This window comes from Pseudomonas sp. D1HM, assembly GCF_019266105.1.
Classification (GTDB): domain Bacteria; phylum Pseudomonadota; class Gammaproteobacteria; order Pseudomonadales; family Pseudomonadaceae; genus Aquipseudomonas; species Aquipseudomonas taetrolens.
On the sequence record NZ_LRMN01000006.1, the window covers coordinates 435,646 to 458,246 of the forward strand.

General features: G+C 59.1%; 17 protein-coding genes and 1 riboswitch. Of the genes, 11 read left to right on the plus strand and 6 right to left on the minus strand.

Features of this window, described 5'->3' with window-relative positions; all coding sequences use genetic code 11:
• Positions 1–251: 251 nt before the first annotated feature.
• The gene (locus tag AWM69_RS09490) at positions 252–1,244 is read right to left on the minus strand and encodes an alpha/beta fold hydrolase (protein WP_218726593.1); all 993 of its coding nucleotides are present in this window, start codon (positions 1,242–1,244) and stop codon (positions 252–254) included.
• A 179-nt stretch (positions 1,245–1,423) separates the two neighbouring features.
• Here AWM69_RS09490 and AWM69_RS09495 point away from each other — a divergent pair, with 179 nt between their 5' ends.
• The 7 genes from AWM69_RS09495 (at position 1,424) to AWM69_RS09525 (ending at position 13,735) form a co-directional block, all read left to right on the plus strand.
• Positions 1,424–3,613, plus strand: a complete 2,190-nt coding sequence (locus tag AWM69_RS09495; RefSeq protein WP_218726398.1) for a TonB-dependent siderophore receptor — start codon at positions 1,424–1,426, stop codon at positions 3,611–3,613.
• 219 nt (positions 3,614–3,832) lie between these two features.
• Positions 3,833–5,077, plus strand: a complete 1,245-nt coding sequence (gene mexE, locus AWM69_RS09500; protein WP_218726399.1) for a multidrug efflux RND transporter periplasmic adaptor subunit MexE — start codon at positions 3,833–3,835, stop codon at positions 5,075–5,077.
• Positions 5,078–5,092: 15 nt separating this feature from the next.
• Positions 5,093–8,272, plus strand: coding sequence for an efflux RND transporter permease subunit (locus AWM69_RS09505; RefSeq protein ID WP_218726400.1), 3,180 nt, complete (start codon positions 5,093–5,095; stop codon positions 8,270–8,272).
• The gene (locus AWM69_RS09510) at positions 8,269–9,678 is read left to right on the plus strand and encodes an efflux transporter outer membrane subunit (protein ID WP_218726401.1); all 1,410 of its coding nucleotides are present in this window, start codon (positions 8,269–8,271) and stop codon (positions 9,676–9,678) included. Before AWM69_RS09505 ends, AWM69_RS09510 begins: the two co-directional genes overlap by 4 nt.
• A gap of 317 nt (positions 9,679–9,995) precedes the next feature.
• Entirely contained in the window at positions 9,996–10,250 is a 255-nt protein-coding gene (locus AWM69_RS09515) for a DUF2790 domain-containing protein (protein WP_218726402.1), read from the plus strand.
• A 606-nt stretch (positions 10,251–10,856) separates the two neighbouring features.
• Positions 10,857–11,912, plus strand: a complete 1,056-nt coding sequence (locus tag AWM69_RS09520; protein ID WP_131653979.1) for a HEAT repeat domain-containing protein — start codon at positions 10,857–10,859, stop codon at positions 11,910–11,912.
• 161 nt (positions 11,913–12,073) lie between these two features.
• Positions 12,074–13,735 (plus strand): ATP-binding protein, encoded by a 1,662-nt coding sequence (locus AWM69_RS09525; protein WP_218726403.1) that lies wholly within the window; start codon positions 12,074–12,076, stop codon positions 13,733–13,735.
• 2 nt (positions 13,736–13,737) lie between these two features.
• On the opposite strand, the gene AWM69_RS09530 is transcribed toward AWM69_RS09525, so the two are convergent.
• Genes AWM69_RS09530 through AWM69_RS09550 form a run of 5 tightly spaced genes read right to left on the minus strand, consistent with a single transcriptional unit; the run spans position 13,738 to position 20,266 of the window.
• Positions 13,738–14,115 carry a response regulator gene (locus tag AWM69_RS09530; protein ID WP_131653981.1) on the minus strand — a complete coding sequence of 126 codons (378 nt, stop codon included), beginning with the start codon at positions 14,113–14,115 and terminating at the stop codon, positions 13,738–13,740.
• 9 nt (positions 14,116–14,124) lie between these two features.
• On the minus strand, positions 14,125–15,369 hold the full coding sequence (locus tag AWM69_RS09535; protein WP_218726404.1) for a hybrid sensor histidine kinase/response regulator: 1,245 nt from the start codon (positions 15,367–15,369) through the stop codon (positions 14,125–14,127).
• Complete coding sequence (locus tag AWM69_RS09540) at positions 15,360–15,959, minus strand: chemotaxis protein CheB (RefSeq protein ID WP_131653983.1); 600 nt, start codon at positions 15,957–15,959, stop codon at positions 15,360–15,362. The genes AWM69_RS09535 and AWM69_RS09540 overlap by 10 nt, the downstream gene beginning before the upstream one ends.
• A complete protein-coding gene (locus AWM69_RS09545; protein ID WP_218726405.1) occupies positions 15,956–16,771 on the minus strand; it encodes a protein-glutamate O-methyltransferase CheR in 816 nt (271 codons plus the stop codon). Before AWM69_RS09545 ends, AWM69_RS09540 begins: the two co-directional genes overlap by 4 nt.
• The gene (locus tag AWM69_RS09550) at positions 16,772–20,266 is read right to left on the minus strand and encodes a response regulator (RefSeq protein ID WP_218726407.1); all 3,495 of its coding nucleotides are present in this window, start codon (positions 20,264–20,266) and stop codon (positions 16,772–16,774) included. It lies immediately after the preceding gene.
• 259 nt (positions 20,267–20,525) lie between these two features.
• On the opposite strand from AWM69_RS09550, the gene AWM69_RS09555 reads away from it, so the two are divergent.
• The 4 genes from AWM69_RS09555 to AWM69_RS09570 all read left to right on the plus strand — a co-directional run bounded on the left by AWM69_RS09555 (position 20,526) and on the right by AWM69_RS09570 (position 22,563).
• Positions 20,526–20,888: a response regulator gene (locus AWM69_RS09555; RefSeq protein WP_131653986.1), complete on the plus strand. Its 363-nt coding sequence runs from the start codon at positions 20,526–20,528 to the stop codon at positions 20,886–20,888.
• 52 nt (positions 20,889–20,940) lie between these two features.
• A riboswitch (cobalamin riboswitch) is annotated at positions 20,941–21,155 on the plus strand.
• A gap of 93 nt (positions 21,156–21,248) precedes the next feature.
• Positions 21,249–21,440, plus strand: a complete 192-nt coding sequence (locus tag AWM69_RS09560; protein WP_074702919.1) for a CbtB domain-containing protein — start codon at positions 21,249–21,251, stop codon at positions 21,438–21,440.
• Positions 21,441–21,451: 11 nt separating this feature from the next.
• Positions 21,452–22,153, plus strand: a complete 702-nt coding sequence (locus AWM69_RS09565) for a CbtA family protein (RefSeq protein WP_218726408.1) — start codon at positions 21,452–21,454, stop codon at positions 22,151–22,153.
• Positions 22,150–22,563: a cobalamin biosynthesis protein gene (locus AWM69_RS09570; protein WP_218726410.1), complete on the plus strand. Its 414-nt coding sequence runs from the start codon at positions 22,150–22,152 to the stop codon at positions 22,561–22,563. Before AWM69_RS09565 ends, AWM69_RS09570 begins: the two co-directional genes overlap by 4 nt.
• Positions 22,564–22,601 lie beyond the last annotated feature (38 nt).

The window sequence follows — 22,601 nt, forward strand, 5'->3', positions numbered from 1 at the left end:
TGAGGCCCACACGGCGCAATCAGGGATGCGAAGCGTGAGCCGACCGGGCGATTGATACGTGTGATTCCATCCATAGTGCGTTGGTATTTCCTGTGCAGTGGCGGGTTTCCTTTTTAGCTATACCCCACACAAAGCGTCTGAATCAAGGGTTGGACGGGCACAAGGCCGACATAATCGACCGCCGGACCCGTCCAAAGACCTTACCGCCGGCAGTCGAAAGCCCTGCCCTGTACGCGTTTCAGGGGGGAGCATCAGCCCCGTTTCAATTGCTCGATCAAGACCTTGTTGAAACCGGGTGGGTCTTCCATTTGCGGCGCGTGACCCATGCCCGGAAACTCCACCAGGGTAGCCCCGGGAATCAACTTGGCAGCCTGTTTGCCCAGTACCGTGTAATCGCCGATCCGGGCTTTGACTTCGGGCGAGGCAATATCGCTGCCGATGGCCGTGGTGTCGGCATCACCAATCAGCAACACCGTCGGCACCTTGAGCGCCGGCAGCTCGTAGAACACCGGCTGAGTAAAAATCATGTCGTAGATCAAGGCCGAGTTCCAGGCCACACGCTTGTGCCCGGGGCCCTTGTTCAGCCCGGCCAGCATATCGACCCAGCGATCGTACTCAGGCTTCCAGCGCCCGCCGTAATAGGTGCTCTGTTCGTACTTGCGAATGCCTTCAGCGCTCAACTTGAGCTCGCGCTCATACCATTGATCGACCGTGCGCCAAGGTACGCCCAGGGCTTTCCAGTCCTCCAGGCCAATCGGGTTGACCAGCACCAGTTTTTCGGTCTCTGGCGCGTACATCAAGGCGTAACGGGTGGCCAGCATGCCGCCCGTGGAGTGACCAATGACACTGGCCTTGTCAATACCTAAACTAGTCAGCAACGCGTGGGTATTGTCGGCTAATTGCTGGAAACTGTACTGATAATGCTCGGGTTTGCTTGAGGTGCAAAAACCGATCTGATCGGCCGCCACCACGCGATAGCCCGCCGCACTCAAGGCCTTGATACTGTCGCCCCACGTGGCGGCGCAGAAATTTTTGCCGTGCATCAACACCGCCGTGCTGCCATTGGCCTGTCCGCTGGGCGCGATGTCCATATAGCCCATCTGCACGGGCTGCCCCTGGGAGTTGAACTCAAACCGATGCAGCGGATACGGATACTCAAAGCCTTGAAGTTCCTCGCCATAAACCGGGCCTGGGGCTGAAGGCGCGGCGACTGCCAGCAAGGGCAAGGTGCAGGCCAGGGCCATGCATGAACGCAGGCATTTAGAAAAAGCCATGAATCACTCCTCAAAAGTCCGAAGGGTCATAGTGCACTATTCACTCAAGGTTAGCGGCCAGCATGCCCGGTCAACTGTATGATGGCGCACTTGAAAAACAGGCCACGGCTTAAAGCCAGCCCGGGTCGGCCATCGTTTAGGAGCTTTGCATGAACATGCTTTACCGGACTCTCAGCATGGGAGCGTCCGCCCCGAGGTTCGCGCTCAATTCACTGACCCTCGGCTTGTTGCTGGCCAGCGCAGTGCCCGATGCCCTGGCCGCCTCCACCGAGCTGCCCGCCACCGCCGTGACCGCCGACGACAGCACCGGCTACCGGGCTGACAGCGCCTGGGTCGGCGGCTTCGGCGCGGCCCCCTTGCTCGACACGCCGGCCTCGGTGTCGGTGTTTACCGAAGCGCTGCTCAAGGACCAACAGGCCCGCCTGCTCAGCGAAGTGCTCAGAAACGACGCGTCGGTGGGCGAAAGTTATGCGCCGATTGGCTACTACGAAAACTTTGTGGTGCGCGGTTTTTCGCTGAACTCGGCCAGCAGCTACAAAATCAATGGCCGCACCGTGACCGGCGAGCAAAACGTCGGCCTCGAAAACAAACAGCAGGTAGAACTGCTCAAAGGCCTGTCGGGCCTGCAAAGCGGTGTTTCGGAGCCGGGCGGCGTGGTCAATTACGTCACCAAGCGCGCCGCCGATGTCCGCTCCGTCACGGTCTCCACCGATGACCGGGGCAGCGGCTACCTGGCTACCGATGTCGGAGGCTGGTTCGGCAGCGAACAACAGTTCGGCTTGCGCGCCAACTTCGCCCATGAAGACATTCACTCCTATGTCGAGCATGCCAATGGCCAGCGCGATTTCGCCGCGGTGGCCTTCGACTGGAACATCAGCCCCGATGCACTCCTGCAACTGGACATTGAATACCAGAACAAGGAACAGCGCTCGGTGCCGGGCTATCAGTTGCTCGGCGGTACGCAGCTGCCACACCACGCTTCACCGAAAAAACTGTTGGCGCACCAGAGCGGCTCCAAACCGGTGACCATTGATGCACTGAATATCAACGGCAACTTCGAGTACCGGTTCAGCGACACCTGGAAAGGCAACCTCAGCGCTTCCCGCAGCCGGGTCGTGATCGATGATTACAGCTCGTTTGCCTGGGGCTGTTACGGTGCCTCCGGTTGTGCTGGCACCGCGGTGCCCAACTATTTCAGCCCTGAGGGCGAGTACGACATCTATGACTTTCGCAGCCCTGACGACACCCGGCGCAACGACGAAGTGCAGGCTGCGCTCAACGGCCAGTTCGATACCGGCGGTCTTGGCCATGAACTGACGGTGGGCACCAGCGCCTTTCGCCGTGTGGTGGACCAGCGCGAGTTGATCAACGCGTGGATCGGCAGCGGCACTATCGATCGTGAGCCGCCAGACTTTACGCGCTACGACGGCCCGGTCAACGACAGCTATCGCCGACTCGACAGTCGTCAATACGGGCTGTTTTTCAGCGACCGCATCACCTTCAACGAGCAATGGCAAACCGTGCTCGGCGGCCGTGAAGTGCGGCTGGATGAAAAGACCTTCGACGATCAGCACGCCACCACCCGCCACACCCAACGTTACGAGTTCCTGCCCCAGGCCGCGCTGATCTACAAGCCGGTGTCCGACCTGACGCTCTACACCTCGTACAGCAAGGGCCTGTCCTTGGGCGGCGAGGCGCCGTGGTTTGCCGATAATGCCTTTGAGATCCTCGCGCCCACCGTGTCGCGCCAGATCGAGGCCGGGATCAAGTACGACTGGCAGCGCATGACCTACAGCGCCACGCTGTTCCAGATTCGCCAGGCGTACCAGTACAGCCGCCCGAATGACGATGGCTCATTCACCTTCGCGCAACAGGGCGAGCAGAAAAACACCGGGCTCGAACTCGCGGCTAACGGCTGGGCCACCCAGCGCCTGCAGGTATCGGCCAGTGTCGCGGCGATCCGGGCGCGGGTCAGCGGCAGCGGCACGCCGGCCTATGAGGACCACCAGACCCTCAACGTGCCCACTGTGCGCGCCAGTCTCTATGGCGACTACGCCCTGCCCTGGTTCGACGGTCTGGCCGTGCTGGGCGGGGTGCAATACAGCGGTAAAAAGTATGCCAACCAGCAGGGCGAAGTTGAGGTCGGCTCATACGCCATCTTCAACATCGGCAGCCGCTATACCACCCGTATCGATGGCTTCGACACGGTGTTCCGCCTGAGCGTCGACAATCTGTTCGACAAGCGTTACTGGCGCGACGCGGGGGAATACATGGGCGACAACTACCTGTTCCAGGGCGCGCCGCTGACCGCACGACTGAGCGCTTCCATCAACTTCTGACCCTCCCGGCTTGCAGGCGCCCGTGCGCTTGCAGGTAAACGCCTGCTATCCGGCCAGAGCAGAATTTAATTGATAGCGTCCTAACAAAGGTGCAGGCTAGAGGGCTTGCCCCGGCTTTCTATCATTCTTGATGATAATGACCTTCGCTGGGTTCGATTCGTGCGCCAGCACGCACGCCAGCATTATCCGCCCATCTCAATAGATTGGCGGACGCCCCCCATGGAACAGTCACTTAAACATTTGCGCTTCCCACTGGCTGCCTTGGCCATCGTGGTGATGAGTGCATGCGGGAAAACGCCAGAAGCCACCGCTCAGGCGCCCGCCGCTAAAGTCAGCGTGGCCAAAGTGCTTGAACAACCGGTCAATGAATGGGACGAATTCACGGGGCGTCTTGAAGCACCGGAAACCGTAGAGATCCGTCCTCGCGTGTCGGGCCAGATTGATCAGGTCGCCTTTACCGAGGGCGCCCTGGTGAAAAAGGGCGACATCCTGTTCCAGATCGACCCGCGTCCATTCCAGGCCGAAGTCCGACGCCTGGAAGCCCAGGTCCAGCAAGCCCGCGCCAATGCGACCCGCAGCGAGAACGAAGCACGCCGTGGTGAGCGCCTGCGCGAGAGCAACGCCATTTCCGCTGAACTGGCCGATTCGCGCAGCACGGCCTCGCAGCAAGCCCGCGCGGCTGTGGCGGCGATGCAGGCCGAACTGGACCTGGCCAAGCTCAACCTGAGCTTTACCCGCGTGACCTCGCCCATCAGTGGTCGCGTCAGCCGTGCGGAAATCACCGCCGGCAACATCGTCACCGCCGATATCACGCCGCTGACCAGCGTGGTCTCGACCGACAAGGTTTATGCCTACTTCGATGCCGATGAACGGGTCTACCTCAAGTACACCCAACTGGCTCGCCAGGGCCAGCGCGGTCAAACCACACCGGTTTACCTCGGTCTGTCCAACGAAGACGGCAACCCGCACCTGGGGCACATGAACTTCGTCGACAACCAGGTCAACCCGAAAACCGGCACCATCCGTGGGCGTGCGGTCTTTGACAACGCCGATGGCAGCTTCACCCCGGGGCTTTACGCCCGTTTGAAGCTGGTGGGCAGCGGCACCTACTCCGCGGTGCTGATCAATGACGAAGCGGTCGGCACCGATCTGGGCAAGAAGTTCGTGCTGGTGATGGGCCCGGACAACACGTCGGTGTACCGCGCGGTGGATCTGGGGCCGAAAATCGAAGGCCTGCGCATTGTCCGCAGCGGCCTGAACAAGGACGACACCATTATCGTCAAGGGCTTGCAGCGGGTTCGTCCGGGCTCGCCGGTCACCCCTGAAGTGATCCCGATGGCCAGCGAACAAACGCTTGCTGCACTGGCACAGCAACGACAAGCCCTGGAAGCCAACAACCAGCCTCAGGACAAGCCCGCTGCCGGCGCGCCAAAACTGGCCAGCGTCGCGGCTCCGCGCGGTTAAGGGACGATAAAACCGATGAATTTTTCCCAGTTCTTCATTCAGCGGCCGATTTTCGCCGCCGTGCTTTCGTTATTGATCCTGATTGCGGGCAGCATTTCGCTGTTCCAATTGCCGATCAGCGAATACCCCGAAGTCGTGCCGCCCACTGTGGTGGTGCGTGCCAACTTCCCGGGTGCCAACCCCAAAGTGATCGGCGAAACCGTCGCCGCACCGCTGGAACAGGCCATCACCGGTGTCGAAAACATGCTGTACATGTCTTCGCAGTCCACCGCTGACGGCAAAATCACCCTGACCATCACCTTTGCTCTGGGTACCGACCTGGACAACGCCCAGGTACAGGTGCAAAACCGTGTCACCCGGACCCAGCCCAAGCTGCCGGAAGAAGTGACGCGCATCGGCATTACCGTGGACAAGGCCTCCCCCGACCTGACCATGGTGGTGCACTTGACCTCGCCGGATCAGCGCTACGACATGCTGTACCTGTCGAACTACGCCATTCTCAACATCAAGGATGAACTGGCGCGACTCGGTGGCGTGGGCGACGTGCAGCTGTTCGGCATGGGCGACTACTCGTTGCGGGTATGGCTCGATCCGAACAAAACCGCTTCACGCAACCTGACCGCAACCGATGTGGTCACCGCCATTCGCGAGCAGAACCGCCAGGTGGCTGCCGGTGCCCTGGGCGCGCCCCCTGCCCCCAGCGCCACCAGCTTCCAGTTGTCAGTAAACACCCAGGGCCGACTGGTGTCTGAGGAGGAATTTGAAAACATCATCATCCGCTCCGGGGATGATGGCCAGATCACTCGCCTGAAGGACATTGCCCGGGTTGAGCTGGGTTCCAGCCAGTACGCACTGCGTTCCTTGCTCAACAACCAGCCAGCCGTGGCGATTCCGATCTTCCAGCGTCCGGGTTCCAATGCCATCGACATCTCTAACGATGTCCGGGCAAAAATGACCGAGCTCAAGCAGAACTTCCCGGAAGGCATGGATTTCGAGATCGTCTATGACCCGACCATCTTTGTCCGGGGCTCGATCGAAGCTGTGATTCATACGCTGTTTGAAGCGCTGATCCTGGTGGTACTGGTTGTCATCCTGTTCCTGCAGACCTGGCGTGCCTCGATTATTCCGTTGGTTGCGGTTCCGGTTTCGTTGATCGGTACGTTCGCCGTGATGCACATGTTCGGCTTCTCGCTCAATGCCCTGTCGTTGTTCGGCCTGGTGCTGGCCATCGGGATCGTGGTCGACGATGCGATCGTGGTGGTGGAAAACGTCGAGCGAAACATCGAGCTGGGACTCAACCCGGTGGATGCCACCAAGCGGGCAATGCGGGAAGTGACCGGGCCGATCATCGCCACGGCGCTGGTGCTGTGCGCCGTATTTATTCCGGCGGCGTTCATCTCGGGCCTCACCGGGCAGTTCTATAAGCAGTTCGCGCTGACCATTGCCATTTCCACCGTGATTTCAGCATTCAACTCGCTGACCTTGTCCCCGGCACTGGCGGCCGTCCTGCTCAAAGGCCATCACGCGCCCAAGGACCGTTTCACCCGCCTGCTCGATCGCCTGTTCGGCGGCTGGTTGTTCCGCCCGTTCAACCGTTTCTTCGAAAAAGCCAGCCACGGCTACGTCGGTGCCGTTCGCCGGATCATTCGCGGCAGCGGCATCGCCATGCTGCTGTACGCGGGCTTGATGGCCCTGACCTGGCTCGGCTTTGCCAACACCCCGACCGGTTTCGTGCCGCCCCAAGACAAGCAATACCTGGTGGCCTTTGCCCAACTGCCGGACGCCGCGAGCCTGGACCGCAGCGAAGACGTGATCAAGCGCATGTCCGAGCTCGCCCTCAAGCAACCGGGGGTGGCCAACTCCATCGCCTTCCCGGGGCTGTCGATCAACGGTTTCACCAACAGCCCGAACAGCGGCATCGTGTTCGTGGCCCTCAAGGACTTCGATCAGCGTAAAGACCCGAGCCAGTCTGCCGCGGCGATTGCGGCCACGCTGAATGCCCAGTACGCGGACATTCAGGAAGCCTACATCGCGATCTTCCCGCCACCGCCGGTACAAGGCCTGGGCACCATTGGCGGTTTCCGCCTGCAGGTCGAAGACCGGGCTGGCCTGGGTTATGACGCCCTGTACAAAGAAGTGCAGAACGTCATCGCCAAGAGCCACAACGTGCCGGAACTGGCCGGGTTGTTCACCAGTTATCAGGTCAACGTGCCTCAGGTCGATGCCGCTATCGACCGTGAAAAGGCCAAGACCCACGGCGTCGCAATCAGTGACATCTTCGACACCCTGCAGATCTACCTGGGTTCGCTGTATGCCAACGATTTCAACCGTTTCGGGCGTACTTATCAGGTCAATGTTCAAGCCGAGCAGCAGTTCCGCCTGGAGCCTGAGCAGATTGGCCAACTGAAAGTGCGCAACAACAAGGGCGAGATGATCCCGCTGGCCACCTTTATCAAGATCAGCGACACCGCCGGTCCGGATCGGGTGATGCACTACAACGGCTTCGTGACCGCTGAAATCAACGGTGCCGCAGCACCGGGCTACAGCTCGGGCCAGGCAGAAGCCGCCATTGAAAAACTGCTGAAGGAAGAGCTGCCCAACGGCATGACCTACGAGTGGACGGAGCTGACATACCAGCAAATCCTCTCGGGCAACACTGCGCTGTTCGTGTTCCCGCTGTGCGTGCTGCTGGCATTCCTGGTACTGGCGGCTCAATACGAGAGCTGGAGCCTGCCGCTGGCGGTCATCCTGATCGTACCGATGACCCTGTTGTCGGCGATTACCGGGGTCATCCTGTCGGGGGGAGACAACAACATCTTCACCCAGATCGGCTTGATCGTACTGGTGGGGTTGGCGTGCAAGAACGCGATTTTGATTGTCGAGTTCGCCAAGGATAAACAAGAGGAAGGCCTCGACCCGCTGGCAGCGGTGCTGGAAGCCTGCCGCCTGCGTCTGCGGCCGATCCTGATGACCTCCTTCGCCTTCATCATGGGCGTGGTTCCTCTGGTGTTCTCCAGCGGTGCCGGTGCTGAGATGCGCCATGCGATGGGTGTTGCGGTGTTCTCCGGGATGCTCGGGGTAACCTTCTTCGGCCTGATGCTGACCCCGGTGTTCTATGTATTGATCCGCCGCTACGTGGAGCGCAACGAAGCCCGCAAAGCGGCCAGGCACTTGAAGTTGGAGTCGCAGCAATGATCCCTAAAGTCTTCCTCCCGAGCCTGTTGGTGCTGGCCTTGAGTGCCTGCGTCGTCGGCCCGGACTACACAACGCCCAAGACGGAACCGGCGCAGATCAGCGCCGACAACCTCAAGGGCTTTGACCGGGCGCATTTTGAAGGGATCTGGTGGCAGCAGTTCGACGACCCGACCCTCAACCAGTTGGTGACCCGTTCGCTGACCGGTAACCGCGAGTTGCGTGTGGCCTTTGCCCGTCTGCGGGCTGCCCGGGCAATTCGCGACGACGTCAGCAATGACATCATGCCGACCATTACCAGCCGTGTAAGCAGCGATGTGGGCAAAGGCCAGATTCCGGGCCAGACCGAACAGCGTGTCAACAGTGAGCGCTACGATCTGGGCCTGGACATGGCATGGGAAATCGACCTGTTCGGCCGTATCCAGCGCCAACTGGAAGCCAGCGACGCCGATGAGCAAGTGGCCGCAGCGGATTTGTACCAGCTGCAAGTCACGATGATTGCCGAACTGGTGGATGCCTACGGTGAACTGCGGGGTGCGCAATTGCGCGAGCAAATTGCCCTGGCCAACCTGAAAAACCAGCAAGACTCCAAAACCATCACCGAAAGCCTGCGTGATGCGGGCGTCGGCGATCAATTGGATGTGATGCGGGCGGATGCTCGTCTGGCTGCCGTTGAAGCCAGCGTGCCGCAACTGCAAGCGGTACAGGTACGCCAGCGCAACCGTATCGCCACCTTGCTCGGTGAGCGTCCCGAAAAACTGAGCGTGGACTTGAGCCCGGCTCAACTGCCGGCCATCGCCAAGGCATTGAATATCGGTAACCCGGGTGACTTGCTGCAACGGCGTCCGGACATCCTCAGCGCCGAACGCAAACTGGCTGCAGCCACTGCGCGCATCGGGGTGGCCAAAGCCGACTTGTTCCCGCGGGTCAGCCTGAGCGGCTTCCTTGGTTTCACTGCCGGCCGCGGCTCGCAAATCGGTTCGGCTGCGGCCAATGCCTGGGCTCTCGGCCCGCGCATCACCTGGCCGGCGTTCGACCTGGGCAGCGTGCGTGCCCGTCTGCGTGGGGCTGATGCCGAGGCTGAAGGCGCGCTGGCCAGTTACGAGCAGCAGGTATTGCTGGCCCTTGAAGAGTCAGAGAACGCCTTCAGTGACTATGGCAAACGCCAGCAACGGCTGGTTTCGTTGATCCGCCAAAGTGAATCCAGCCGCACGGCGGCCGATTTGGCGGCTATTCGCTACCGTGAGGGCACGGTGGACTTTCTGGTTCTGCTGGATGCCCAGCGCGAGCGCCTGGCGGCCGAAGACAGTCAGGCCCAGGCCGAGGTCGAGTTGTATCGCGGCGTCGTCGCCATCTACAAAGCCTTGGGCGGCGGCTGGCAGCCTGAGGCGGTAGCCACCGCCCATTGATGTAAAGAGCTCCTTTGGTTGGCCGCAACCAACCATTTTTAGCCCCGCGCTCATTCGGTCGCGGGGCTTTTTTTATGGCGCTTACCCGCTCTTGTCTTGCCAACAACGCGCATTGTTACCAATCCGGAAAGACTGCTTGGCGATCTTTTGACTTTAATCAATGTTTTTGAAGGGTATTCTATGTTCATCCCTCGCTACTGCATTGAAACAGGGCACGGTACTTCGTGTTGCACCACAGCGCCAAACAGTGCAACAACTTCTCCCGCCCGCCCGGCAATTGAAGTCAGTGATTCGTGATTGTTTTAAGGTCATCCAAGATGAAATGTTTGATTGCACTTGCATTGATTGGTTTTTCAACTCTGGCCGCCGCCGATGAACTTAAAGTTGCCGAGCAACTTGAAGTTGAACACTACACTTATGCCACTGACCTCGACATTGCCAAAGTGATCAGCGTGTCGCCGGCCGCCGATGTATGCGACGTGGTACCCGCACAAATGACCTACGAAGACCACCAGGGCCAGCGCCACATACTCGAATACCGCATCATGGGCAACGGCTGCTCCAATGGCTAAAACCCGGCCCGACAGCAACACCCGCGCCAGGCCCTCGTTTAACGGGGGCTTTTTTTATATATACCCATGACGATGGTTCAAACAATCAAGAGGGGGCTGAGGTGATCGAGGTCAATCTTGATATTGACGATTAGAAAACCACACACGCGCTATTATCGCTCCCCTGACTTCTTAACCCCCCCCCAATAACACCCTTGAACACGCCTGTGTTATGACCGTCTTAAACTTGAGTGACGCCGGGCGTTTATCAACATCATGGATACTGAGTTTCCCGTTATCGAGACAAGCACTTCGACGCTGTAACGCCCCTTGAAATCCCGCCCACTCATGTATCTTTAAGGCGCTTCCGACAACGAGAAAGCCTTGTGCCTTTCGTGGAAAAGCCGAGCAAGGACAACCGCCAGAGACCTGTTCACCCCCCCCCTTTCATCAAATCTTCGAAGTCGAGATTGCCAGCGTGTTTTCCGGTAATCCACGAAGTGCTGTTATGGGGCGGGCTGTCTGTACCGCGTCCGCGGTGACACCCACCGAGTACATAAGGCTTGCTTCAACCTTCCCGCTGGTCGAAGCTTGCTGTCTTTAGGCTCGCCTGTTTCTGGATATTGCATGACCCAGCCTCGCCGCTATCTGGTTCTAAGTCTTCTGTCTGCGCTGGTCGCGGCTGGCCTGTGGTATGGGATGCGGCCGGACCCTTCAGCCACCTCCCCGACCGTCAGCCACAACTATGCCCAGGCCCTGGAGCTCGCGCACAACGGCCAGCCAGGGGCTGCCCGCGTGCTGTATCAGCAACTGGCACGCACTGATCTTTCCGACATTCGCCGGGCCGGCCTGCATGCAGAGCTGCCCAATTATCCGAGCCCGCAGGCGCTGAAACTGGCGGATGCCGATTTACTGCACCCCTCGCCGCTGGTGCGCGAAGCCGCCATTCAGAGCATTGTCGGCCTGGTGCCCAACGCTCAGCGCACGCTGCTGCTTGGGCCATTGCTCGATGATGCCGAACAACGCGTACGCTTTGCCGCCGCCAACGCCTTGCTAGGGCTTTCCCCTGATGAACAAGGGCTTTATTTCGCCCCCTTGCAGCAAGTGATCGATGAGTACGAGCGCGCGCTGATCACCCAGCCGGACAACCCTCAGGCACAAGGTCAGCTCGCTCGCTTGTATCTGCATGAAGGTCAGCTGGACAAAGCCCAGGACGCCCTGGAGAAGGTCACAGCCCTGGAACCGGATAACCTCAAGGCGGTGGTGGCTCAGGTCGAACTGCTGGAAAAACGCGGCCAGCCCGAGCAGGCGCGCCAGTTGCTGGCCAGGCAATTGGAGAAGCATCCGGACTCGGCTTATCTACAGCATGCACTCGGTCTCTGGCTGCTTAACCATGACCAGACAGAATATGCATTGCTGGGGTTGGCCAAAGCCGTCGAGCTGGAACCCGATAACAGTGACTATCGCTACAAACTGGCGGTCGCGCTGCATGACCTCGAACAACTGGAAGCTGCTCAGCGCCAACTGGAAGAGCTGCTGCTGCGTCAGCCTGCCAATCGCAAGGCGCGGGTGTTGTTGATCAACTACTGGAAACAAGCCGGGCAGTTGCAAAATGTTCAGGTGTTGCTGGCGCAACTGGAACAACAGAATCCGGATGACCCTGCCTTGCAACAAGGGCTTTAGCCAACCTTTAACACTCAAATAAATACATAAAAAAAGATTTGCACAGCCATTTGAATATTTTTTAACCCCGGTTGAACCGCTGTCGGGCCCCACGGTCAAGACCTATAACCACGTGTGCGTGGCTTCAGGTTATAAACCCGTGACAAAAGGCGGTAGATTCTGTGATTGCATGTGGCCCTATCGAAGAGCGCGCGCTGGTGTTTGCGCCTCCCGGCCCGGACAGTGCCGTTCATCTGCAATGGCTCGAAGCGGACGGCGAGAGCAGCCATTGCCTGACGGCCATGGAGCCTTTGCTCCACGAACTCGACATTGGCGCGGGTGTGCTGGTCATCGCCGTGATGCCGGCTCAGGCCTCGGTGCTTGAACCGCTGCTCACCTTCCTCAAACAGCAGCCTGCCTGGTCAGATTTGCCTGTCATCGTACTCGCCCCGCAACAAGGCCTGAGTCCCGCTCAAGCCGTGGCCTTAAGTGAGCAATTGGGGAATCTGACCATCATTGAGGCGCCGTGGTCCCGAACTACCTTCAGCAGTCTGGTGCAGAGCGCAGTGCGCGCTCGTCGCAGGCAATATGCCGCCAGAGACAGTTGCATGGCATTCACCGATCAGAGAAAAAGGCTTAAGAACATACTGCAAGACATTGATGAAAAAGAAAAAACACTACTGAGCATCAATGAAAACCTGCTGCACTCGAATCTCGAAGCGGTCGGTCAACTGACAGGAGGCATTGCCCACGATTTCAACAATATGCTGGCAGGCATCATCGGCAGCCTTGAGTTGTTACGCAGGCGCTTGGCGCGGGGAAAAACCGATGACCTCGACAAATTGATCGATCTGGGTATTTCCTCGGCCAACCGGGCCGCAGGCTTGACCCATCGCCTCCTGGCATTTTCACGGCGCCAGCCGCTGGACTCAAAGCCCGTCGCCATGCATGACTGGCTCCAGGCGATGCGTGCCCCCCTGCAGGATCACCTGGCAGCCAATATCGAGCTGTGCCTGGGAAACTCCGAGCAGCTGTGGACGGCTGACATTGATCCGGTGCAACTTGAAAATTCGCTGTTGCACCTGGTATCGAACGCATGCGATGCGATGCCTCACGGAGGGCAGCTGAGCATCAAGGCGTGCAATCAACACCTGGCCCCTGCCTTTTGCGAGAGCAGCGCGCACCTCATCCCCGGCGATTACATTGTGCTGAACGTGTCTGACAATGGTCACGGGATGCCACCGAATGTCCTCAAGCGCGCTTTTGACCCCTTTTTCACCACAAAAGCCATCGGTCAGGGCACCGGGCTGGGGCTGTCCATGATTTACGGATTCTGCAAGCAATCGCGTGGCCATGTCAGCATCGAAAGCCAGGAGTCGCTGGGGACTACGGTCATGCTGTACCTGCCCCGGCTCAAGAGCGCCGCGCAACACACCGCGGCGGACAGTCCGCTGCCAGCACCGCCTGCCCGCGGCGCCGAAAAAACAGTGCTGCTGGTAGAAGACGATACCGCCGTGCGGGAAGTGGTGACGCAAGAGCTGTGCGATCAGGGATTCAAGGTGCTCAGCGCCATGGATGCCGACAGCGCACTGCCCGTGATCGAGTCCGCTCAGCCGATTGACCTGATGATCAGCGATGTCGGCCTGCCCGGAATCAATGGCCGACAGCTGGCAGAGATCAGCCGCCAGGTTCGGCCGGAGCTGACCATCCTGTTCATCACTGGCTACGCCCGGCAAGCGACTGTGCACGGTGGGTTCCTGGCGCCCGGCATGCAATTGCTGAGCAAGCCGTTCACCCTCGAACGGCTAACGGCCAAGGTGAACGAAATGCTCCCCCGGCAGTGACCTCAGGCCAGTAGCTTGCGGATCTTCGCCTGCAGGGTATCGAGGTCGAAAGGCTTGGCCAAAATAGGCGCGGTGAGGGTAATCGGACTACCCGTGTCGCGAATCTCTGCCGGGTAGCCACTGATAAAGATCACCTTCAGGTCCGGCCGCAACTTCAGTGCGGGTTCGGCGATCTGTACCCCGGAAATGCCACCGGGCAAACGAAAATCGGTGATCATCAAGTCCAGATGCGGCTTGCTCGCCAGAATCTCGAACGCCTGCTCACCGTTTTCGGCCTGGAGAACACGGTAGCCCTCACCTGCCAGATACGCGCTCAATACCATCAGGATCGAGGCATCGTCTTCGACAATCAGAACAACATCTTGTGCATCTTCACTCATGGGAAAACCTTAATCGGTATCATTGCTGCCCATACGACCGTGGCCGTGGTCATTGGTTGCGCTCGCTTGCACCCGGGGCAGGCGAACCTTGAACAAGGCCCCCTCGCCCAGGGCGCTCTGCACAGAGATCGTGCCGCTGTGAGCGGCAATGATCTGCTCGGAGATAAACAGCCCCAGCCCTAGCCCGGCAGTCACATGACTGGCCGAAACCCGCTCGAACTGCTGAAAGACCCGCTGCTGGTTCTCTTCGCTGATGCCGATACCCTGGTCGCGCACATCGATCACCGCGCAATCACCCTCGGTATACACCGACACCTCGATTGGCTTGTTCGCACCATAACGCAAGGCGTTGGTCAGCAGGTTCGACACCACCTGCTCAATGCGAAATTCGTCCCAGCGCCCGATCACCGGCTGTTCGGCCGTGAAGTTGACGCTGGAGTGCGCCGCACTGATCTGCGGGGCAAAGCTTTCCAGCAAATGACCGACTGCACGCGACAAGTCAAACTCGACCGGGCGGATCGACAGTTTACCGGTACGAATGCGCGACACGTCGAGCATGTCTTCGATCAAGCGGATCAGGCTCTGGATCTGGCGTTCGTCGCGATCGACCATCGCCTGCATCTTGTCCAGGGTAAACGCAGCCGCATTGTCCCGCGCCAGATGCATCTTGCGCAGTTGCGTTTCCAGGATCAACCCATTGAGCGGGGTGCGGACCTCATGGGAGACAATCGACATGAAGTCATCGCGCATGCGGATGGCATGCTCGAGTTCGCCCTGGGTTACCTGCAATTGCGCGAGCAGGGTTTCCTGCTCACGGCGGCTTTGTTCCAGAGCTTCGAGTTGTTGCTTCAAAGCCTTGCTCTGCCGATAAAGGTCGACGAACACATTGACCTTGCTCTTGACCGCATGGATATCCAGCGGCTTGTGCAAAAAGTCGACGGCGCCGGTTTCATAGCCCTTGAAGGCATAGTTCATCTCACGCCCGGCAGCGCTGACAAAAACAATCGGGATGTTTTTGGTTTTTTCCGTGCCGCGCATCAGTTCGGCCAGCTCAAAGCCATTCATCCCTGGCATTTGTACGTCAAGAATGGCGATCGCGAACTCGTGTTGCAGCAGCAATGACAAAGCCTCGTCCGCGGACAACGCCTTGTAGACCGCCCGATCCTCGCGCTTGATCAACGCTTCGAGCGCCAGCAGGTTCTCCGGCAGATCATCAACGATCAATAGCTTGGCTTGAATATCACTTAGTAGCATTCGATTCGTTCCAGCTCGACTAGCAGACGGCCGATGCCGTGCAATGGAAGGATGTAATCCGGCTTGATACGCGCCAGTGCCGCATTCGGCATGGTGGAAGCCAGTGCTTCGTCAGGGTCCTGGACGATCGTCAGGCCGCCTTGCTGGCTGACCATTTCCAACCCTTGAGCCCCATCCTGATTGGCCCCCGTCAGTAAAATTGCGACCAGGGCATGTTGGTATACATCAGCGGCAGACTCGAACAGGTAATCAATCGAGGGGCGCGAGTAATGCACGCGCTCCTCACGGCTTAACGAAAAACTGCGGTCCCGCTCCACCGATACATGATAGCCGGGTGCTGCGAAATACAAGGTGCCCGGCACGATCGACTCCTTGTCGTCTACCTCTTTGACCGGAAGGCAGACCCGCCGGGAAAAGACCTCGGCCAATTGACTGCGGCGCTCATCCGGAACGTGCAAGACCACGATGATCGGCAGCCTGAAGCCCGTCTTCAATCCGGAAAATATGCTCAGCAGCGCCTCAACGCCCCCCGCAGAAGCGCCAACAACAATGGCCTGCACTGGACGCAGGCTCGCGGTATCTGCCTTCATAATTTGCGGTAGATCCGTTCATGTTTGAGTAAGGGCGTGAACTGCTTGCTGTAGTCCGAGAAATCCAGGGTTTCCTTACTGCCCAGCATCAGGAAACCGCGGTGGCACAGCGACTCGTGAAACAAGCCAAAGGCTCTGTTTTGTAAGTTTTTATTGAAGTAAATCAATACGTTACGACATGAAATTAAATGAGTTTCTGAGAATACGCTGTCCGTCGCCAGGCTGTGATCGGCAAAGGTCACGTTCTCGCACAGGGACTTGTCAAAAATCGCGTAATCGTAGGCCGCTGTGTAGTAATCCGAGAAAGCGCGTTGCCCGCCTGATTTCTGGTAATTGAGGGTATAGGCCCGGATATTCTCCATCGAGAAAATGCCTTGCTTGGCTTTTTCCAGTGAGCGCGGGTTGATATCCGTGGCGTAGATGATGGTGCGATCCAGCAAGCCCTCTTCGCGCAGCAAGATAGCCATCGAATAGACCTCCTCGCCGGTGCTGCAGCCCGCGATCCAGATCTTGAGCGACGGATAGGTCTTGAGAAACGGCACCACCTCCTGGCGGATCGCCAGAAAGTGCTCAGGATCACGAAACATCTCACTGACCGGAATCGTCAGGTACTGCAGCAGCTGCATGAAGGCTGTCGGGTCATGCAGCACCCGCGCCTGGAGGGCGGAGATGGTGCTGCACTCGAACTGGCGCATGGCATGGTGTACCCGGCGCTTCACCGACGCGCCGGAGTAGTCACGAAAGTCGTAGCTGTATTTGAGGTAAATCGCCTCGATCAACAACCGCAACTCGATGTCTGTGCTTCGTTGCACTTATATACGTTCCATTTTCGGTAGCCACACCCGGATCAACGAAAACAACCGATCCAGATCAATGGGTTTTGCCAGGTAATCGTTAGTGCCTGCCTGCAGGCACCGCTCCTGATCGTCCTTCATGGCCTTGGCCGTAACCGCAATGATCGGCAGCTTGCGCCAGCGCGGATTCTTGCGGATTTCAATGGTGGCTTCATAGCCATCCATTTCCGGCATCATCACGTCCATCAGCACCAGATCGATGTCCTCGACCTCGTTCAGCCGTTCAATGGCCTCACGGCCGTTGCGTCCGATCACGACAATCGCGCCTTTTTGCTCAAGGGCGCTGGTGAGGGCGAAGATATTGCGCACGTCGTCGTCCACCAACAGGATCTTGCGCCCTTCAAACACCTTGTCGCGGCTGCGGGCGGTCTTGAGCATCGTTTGCCGTTCATGGGACAGCTGAGATTCGACTTTGTGCAGAAATAATGTCACTTCATCCAGCAAACGCTCAGGCGAGCGGGCGCCCTTGATAATGATCGAGCGCGAGTACTTGCGCAGCTCGGCCTCTTCATCGCGGGTCAGGTTGCGCCCGGTGTAGACGATCACCGGCGGGAACGAACAGATGTCCTCGGTGGACATGCGCTTGAGCAGGTCATTGCCCAGCATGTCGGGCAACTTGAGGTCGATGATCATGCAGTCGTAAATATTCGTGCGCAGCAGTTCGAGTGCCTCATGGGCAAAGCCCACGGCGGTAATCTCGATGTCTTCATCGCCGATCAGGCGCGCAATGCTGTCGCGCTGCAGGTCATCATCCTCGACCAGCAACACGCGCTTGACCTTCTGCGCAAGCTTGGCCTCGAGGCGGGCGAACACGGTTTTCAATTCTTCACGGGATGTCGGTTTGATTGCGTAACCGATGGCTCCCATGTGCATTGCGGCTTCGATGCGGTCTTCCACCGAGATCACGTGCACCGGGATGTGCCGGGTGGGCGCCAGAGCCTTGAGCCGCTGCAACACGGTCAGGCCGGAGTGATCCGGCAGGCGCATGTCGAGCAGAATGGCATCGGGCAGGAATTGCGCCGCGAGGTTGAAACCTTCGTCCGCCCCATGGGCCACCAGGCAGTGATAACCCAGCTCATGCGCCAGATCGAAGAGGATGTGCGCAAAGTTGGGCTCATCTTCGATCACCAGAATGCAACGCGTGGCGAACGGGGCCTTTTCCCGGTCATCCATGAATCGCGGGATCTCGACCACCGGCACGGCTATCGGCGCCGGCACGGGCCTTGGCATCACCGGAGCCACCCGCACCGGCGCACTCAGCACAATCAGTGGCTGTTGGTCATCGTGCTCAACGAACTGTTCAGGCAACACCAGAGTAAAGGTACTGCCCTGCCCCGGTTCGCTGACAACGCTGATGGACCCACCGAGCAAGCTCGCCAGATCGCGGGAAATCGACAACCCCAGGCCAGTGCCGCCATAGCGCCGGTTGGTAGTGCCATCCGCCTGACGGAAGGCCTCGAAGATACTTTCCTGCTGCTCCGGGGCAATGCCGATACCCGAGTCGCGCACGGCAAAGACAATGCCGTGGCCCGGCTGGCCCGCTACGGTCAGGCTGACCTGACCTTTCTCGGTGAACTTGATCGCATTCGACAGCAGGTTTTTCAGGATCTGCTCCAGTCGCTGGCTGTCGGTATAAATCATCGCCGGCGTGCCGGGCTGCAGCTCAACCTGGAAGTTCAGGGATTTGTCCGCGGCCAGCGGCTCGAACATACCGCGCAGACCTTCCACCACCCGCGCCACACCGGTATTTTCGGGGCGGACTTCGAGCTTGCCGGCTTCCACTTTGGAAATATCCAGGATGTCGTTGATCAGGTTGAGCAAGTCATTACCGGCGGAGTAGATCGATTCGGAAAACTTGACCTGCTCGGGCGAAAGGTTGCCCTGAGGGTTTTCCGACAGGAGTTTGGCCAGAATCAATGAGCTATTGAGCGGTGTCCTCAGCTCATGAGACATGTTGGCCAGGAATTCGGACTTGTACTTGCTGGAGCGCAGCAACTCGTCGGCCCGCTCCTCGAGCTGGATCTGGGCCCGATTCAGTTCATTGTTCTTCTGGTCCATCGCATCACGCTGACCGGCCAGCGCCAGGGCCTGGTCTGCCAGTTGCTCGTTGGTCTGTTCCAGCTCTGCCTGCTGGGTTTCGAGGTGGGTCTGCGACTCCTTGAGGATACGCGACTGCTCTTCCAGCTCTTCATTGGCGGTCTTGAGCTCTTCCTGCTGCACTTGCAGTTCTTCATTCAACTGCTGGGTCTCGGCCAGCACTTCCTGCAGACGCTGGCGATAGCGCGCGGCTTCGATGGACATGCCGATGTTGTCGGCAATCAACTCGAACAGCTCGATATCGCGCTGAGCCAGTGGCCGCAGGAAGCCCAGCTCAACGACCCCGTTGACCCGGTCATCGTCACTGGTCGGCACAACAATCACGCTACCCGGCGTGCCTTCGCCCAGCCCTGAACTGACCTTGAAATAATCCGCGGGGACATTGTCCAGACGGATCAGTTGATCCTGCTGCGCGGCCTGACCGACCAGGCCTTCATCGTTGTGGATCAATTGGTCCCGGGCTTCCTGCTCCCGGGAAAAACCATAGCTGGCCACACGCTTCAGACCGCCATGGTCTTCACGCACATACACGGCGCCGACCACCGAGCCCAGGTATTGGGCGCAGAACTGCAAAATGTTGCGCCCCAACATGTTGAGGGTCAGGCGCCCCAGCACCTGTTCGGCCAGCTCGGTTTGCCCGTTACGCAGCCAGCCCTGATGCTCCAGGCGTTCGGCCGTTTGCAGTTGCGACGCCAACGTCGCACTGTAACTGTTTGACAGGTCAAGCAAATCACGGCGGCCAATGTAGGCGAGAAGACCACTGACACCCAGGACAAAGAGCAAATACAGGCCGATGCTGATAAACGTCGTGCGGCTCACGTCCGTGCTGCGCGCTACGCGCAACTGTTGTTCCATCTCAATGAAGCTGTCGAACTCCTTACGCACCTGATCACTCAGTTGCTTGCCCCGCCCGGCCTGCACGGCAGCGCTGTAGTTGCCGTGATTACGGCGCATATCAATCATCGACTGGGCGTATTCACTCCAGTCGGCCTGCAAGGCTTCCAGGCGCTTGAGGCGATCGACCTGCTGCGGGTTGTCACTGACCATGTCTTGCAGAGTCAGCAGTTGAGCCTTGATTTGCGGTTTTGCCACTTCATACGGGTCAAGGAAATGCTCATCACCGGTAATCAGATAACCGCGCATGCCGGTTTCCAGATCGACTGTCAGTCTGACGGCCTCATTGGCATTGCTGATCACCCGGTCGGTGTGCTCGAGCCACTGAATCACGGTCAACAAGTAGCTGATCATCGCCACAAACAGCACGGCGCTAAGCACGCCCACACCCAAGGGCAAACCGACGTTGCGACTCAGGAGTTTGCGAAAGCTTTTCTCATCAACTGCTGCAGGTGATTTCATTTTTTCTGGCCCGTGGACAGTCATAAAAAACCGCAAGTTTGCCGGATAACCCCCGGCATAAGCTATTTTCTTACGCGAAATCGCTAAATTTCTTACATAAATCTGCCTACACCTATCGCTAAGCGCTATTCTGGCAGAACTTGTACAGCGGCAACTTTTGTACAGGCGCGGATACGTGTCCGGGCGGCTTCCTGGCGCTGCCTGCCAGCACTCACTGGCCCCCTTCACCCGCGCTCAATATTTTCTTGGGGTAACCACTATGCCTGCAACACCCTCCACCATCCTGGTGGTCGAAGACGACGACATCGTGCGCATGCTGATTGTCGACGTATTGGAAGAGCTGGAGTTCAGCGTGCTTGAAGCTGACGGCAGCGCGCGGGCGATTGAATTGCTGGAAGACACGCATCAGCACATCGACTTGCTGATGACCGATGTAGGGCTGCCCGGCATGGACGGCCAGGCACTGGCGCAAAAAGCCCGTGAGCTGCGCCACAGCTTGCCCATCCTGTTTGCCAGTGGCTACGCAGACAGCGTTGAAGTCACCGACGGCATGGCAATGATTGGCAAACCGTTCTCGATTGATCAACTGAGGGACAAGGTCAAAAGCATGCTTGAGCGTTGACTCAAGCGTTCGCCGAACGCCGCGAATTGACGGTTGCTCGCTGCTGTGCTTTTCTACACATCTTGTATCAGGTGCCCTTCACTGGGTGAAACGGGAAACCGGTGCGTCAGGCGTTAATCGCCCTGGCAAGTCCGGCGCTGCCCCCGCAACGGTAAGCGAGAGAAACATCTAATCCACTGTGCTCAGGCATGGGAAGGTGATGTTGCAGGCTCAGATGGCATGAGCCCCTCGCAAGCCCGGAGACCGGCCTGGTCACGTTGAATAACAAACCCGCGGTGGGCGGGCGCTGTTGAACCCTGCGAGCTTCGTTCGCGGGTTTGTTGCGCTCTGATGCCCGCTGCCTGACCCGAGGCCAGCGCCATGTCCATCAGCACCCGCCACACGCACTCAGCCACAGCCGCCACGTCCACCCGCAGCCAGCGCCTTGCCGTCGCCATCGGTGCCACGGTGCTGGGAGCTTTCCTCGTCTATTTTGCAGGCTTCTCGCATATCGAGGCCGTTCACAATGCAGCGCATGACACCCGTCACAGCGCGGCCTTTCCGTGCCATTGAGACTGCCTGCCATGATCAAGCGTATTGCTCAAACCGCCGGGTTCACCGGCTTGCTGGCCGCGTTGTTGCTGACGGTGCTGCAAAGCCTGTGGGTCTCCCCGCTGATTCTCCAGGCAGAAACCTACGAAACACCGGCTGCCAGCGCAGTACATGAACATGCAAACAGCAGCGTAGCCGGCCATGCCCACGACGCTGAAGCCTGGGAACCGGAAGATGGCTGGCAGCGCGTGCTGTCGACCACAGGTGGCAATCTGGTGGTTGCGGTGGGTTTTGCCCTGATGCTCGCCGGTCTGTACACCTTGCGCAGCCCCACCCGTACCGCCCAGGGTTTGCTCTGGGGTCTGGCCGGTTATGCCACGTTCTGCCTGGCGCCAACCCTGGGCCTGCCACCCGAGTTGCCAGGCACGGCGGCGGCTGACTTGCTGCAACGGCAGATCTGGTGGATCACTACGGCCGCCTCGACCGCTGTCGGCATTGCACTGCTGGCCTTTGGCAAACATTGGGCGTTGAAGCTACTGGCGGTGGCCATCGTGCTGGTACCCCACGTCTTTGGCGCGCCTCAACCGCTGGTGCATTCCAGTCTGGCCCCGCAGGAACTGGAGTCGCAGTTCAAGATCGCCTCGCAATTGACCAACCTGGCGTTCTGGCTGGCCCTGGGTGTTATCAGCACCTGGTTGTTCCGGCGTAATCCGCAGGATCAGTACCCGGCATGATGCGGCCCGCCTCGGCGCCCGTCCTGGTGATGGGCCTGGGCTGCCGCCAGGGCTGCAGTGCTGATGATTTATGGGCATTGATCGAAGCGTCACTCAGGGAGGCCGGGATCGCCCTGAGCGCGATCTGCGGCCTGGCCAGTATCGAACACAAACGCGCAGAACCGGGGCTGATCGAGTTGGGGGCACGGCTGGCCTTGCCATTGACCGTGTTCAGTGCCGAGCGGCTAGCGCCTTATGCACCACAGCTCAGCCAGCGCTCGGCCGTTGCATTCGAACAAACCGGTTGCTTTGGCGTTGCGGAAAGTTCAGCACTGGCCCTGGCCGGGCAACTGGCTGGCACCCCGGCACGCCTGTTGATCACCCGCAAGCATTCGCCAGTGGCAACCTTTGCATTGGCCTGCGCCGGGTAAAAACCGCGATAATCCCCTGCCTCACTATGAGCGTTGTT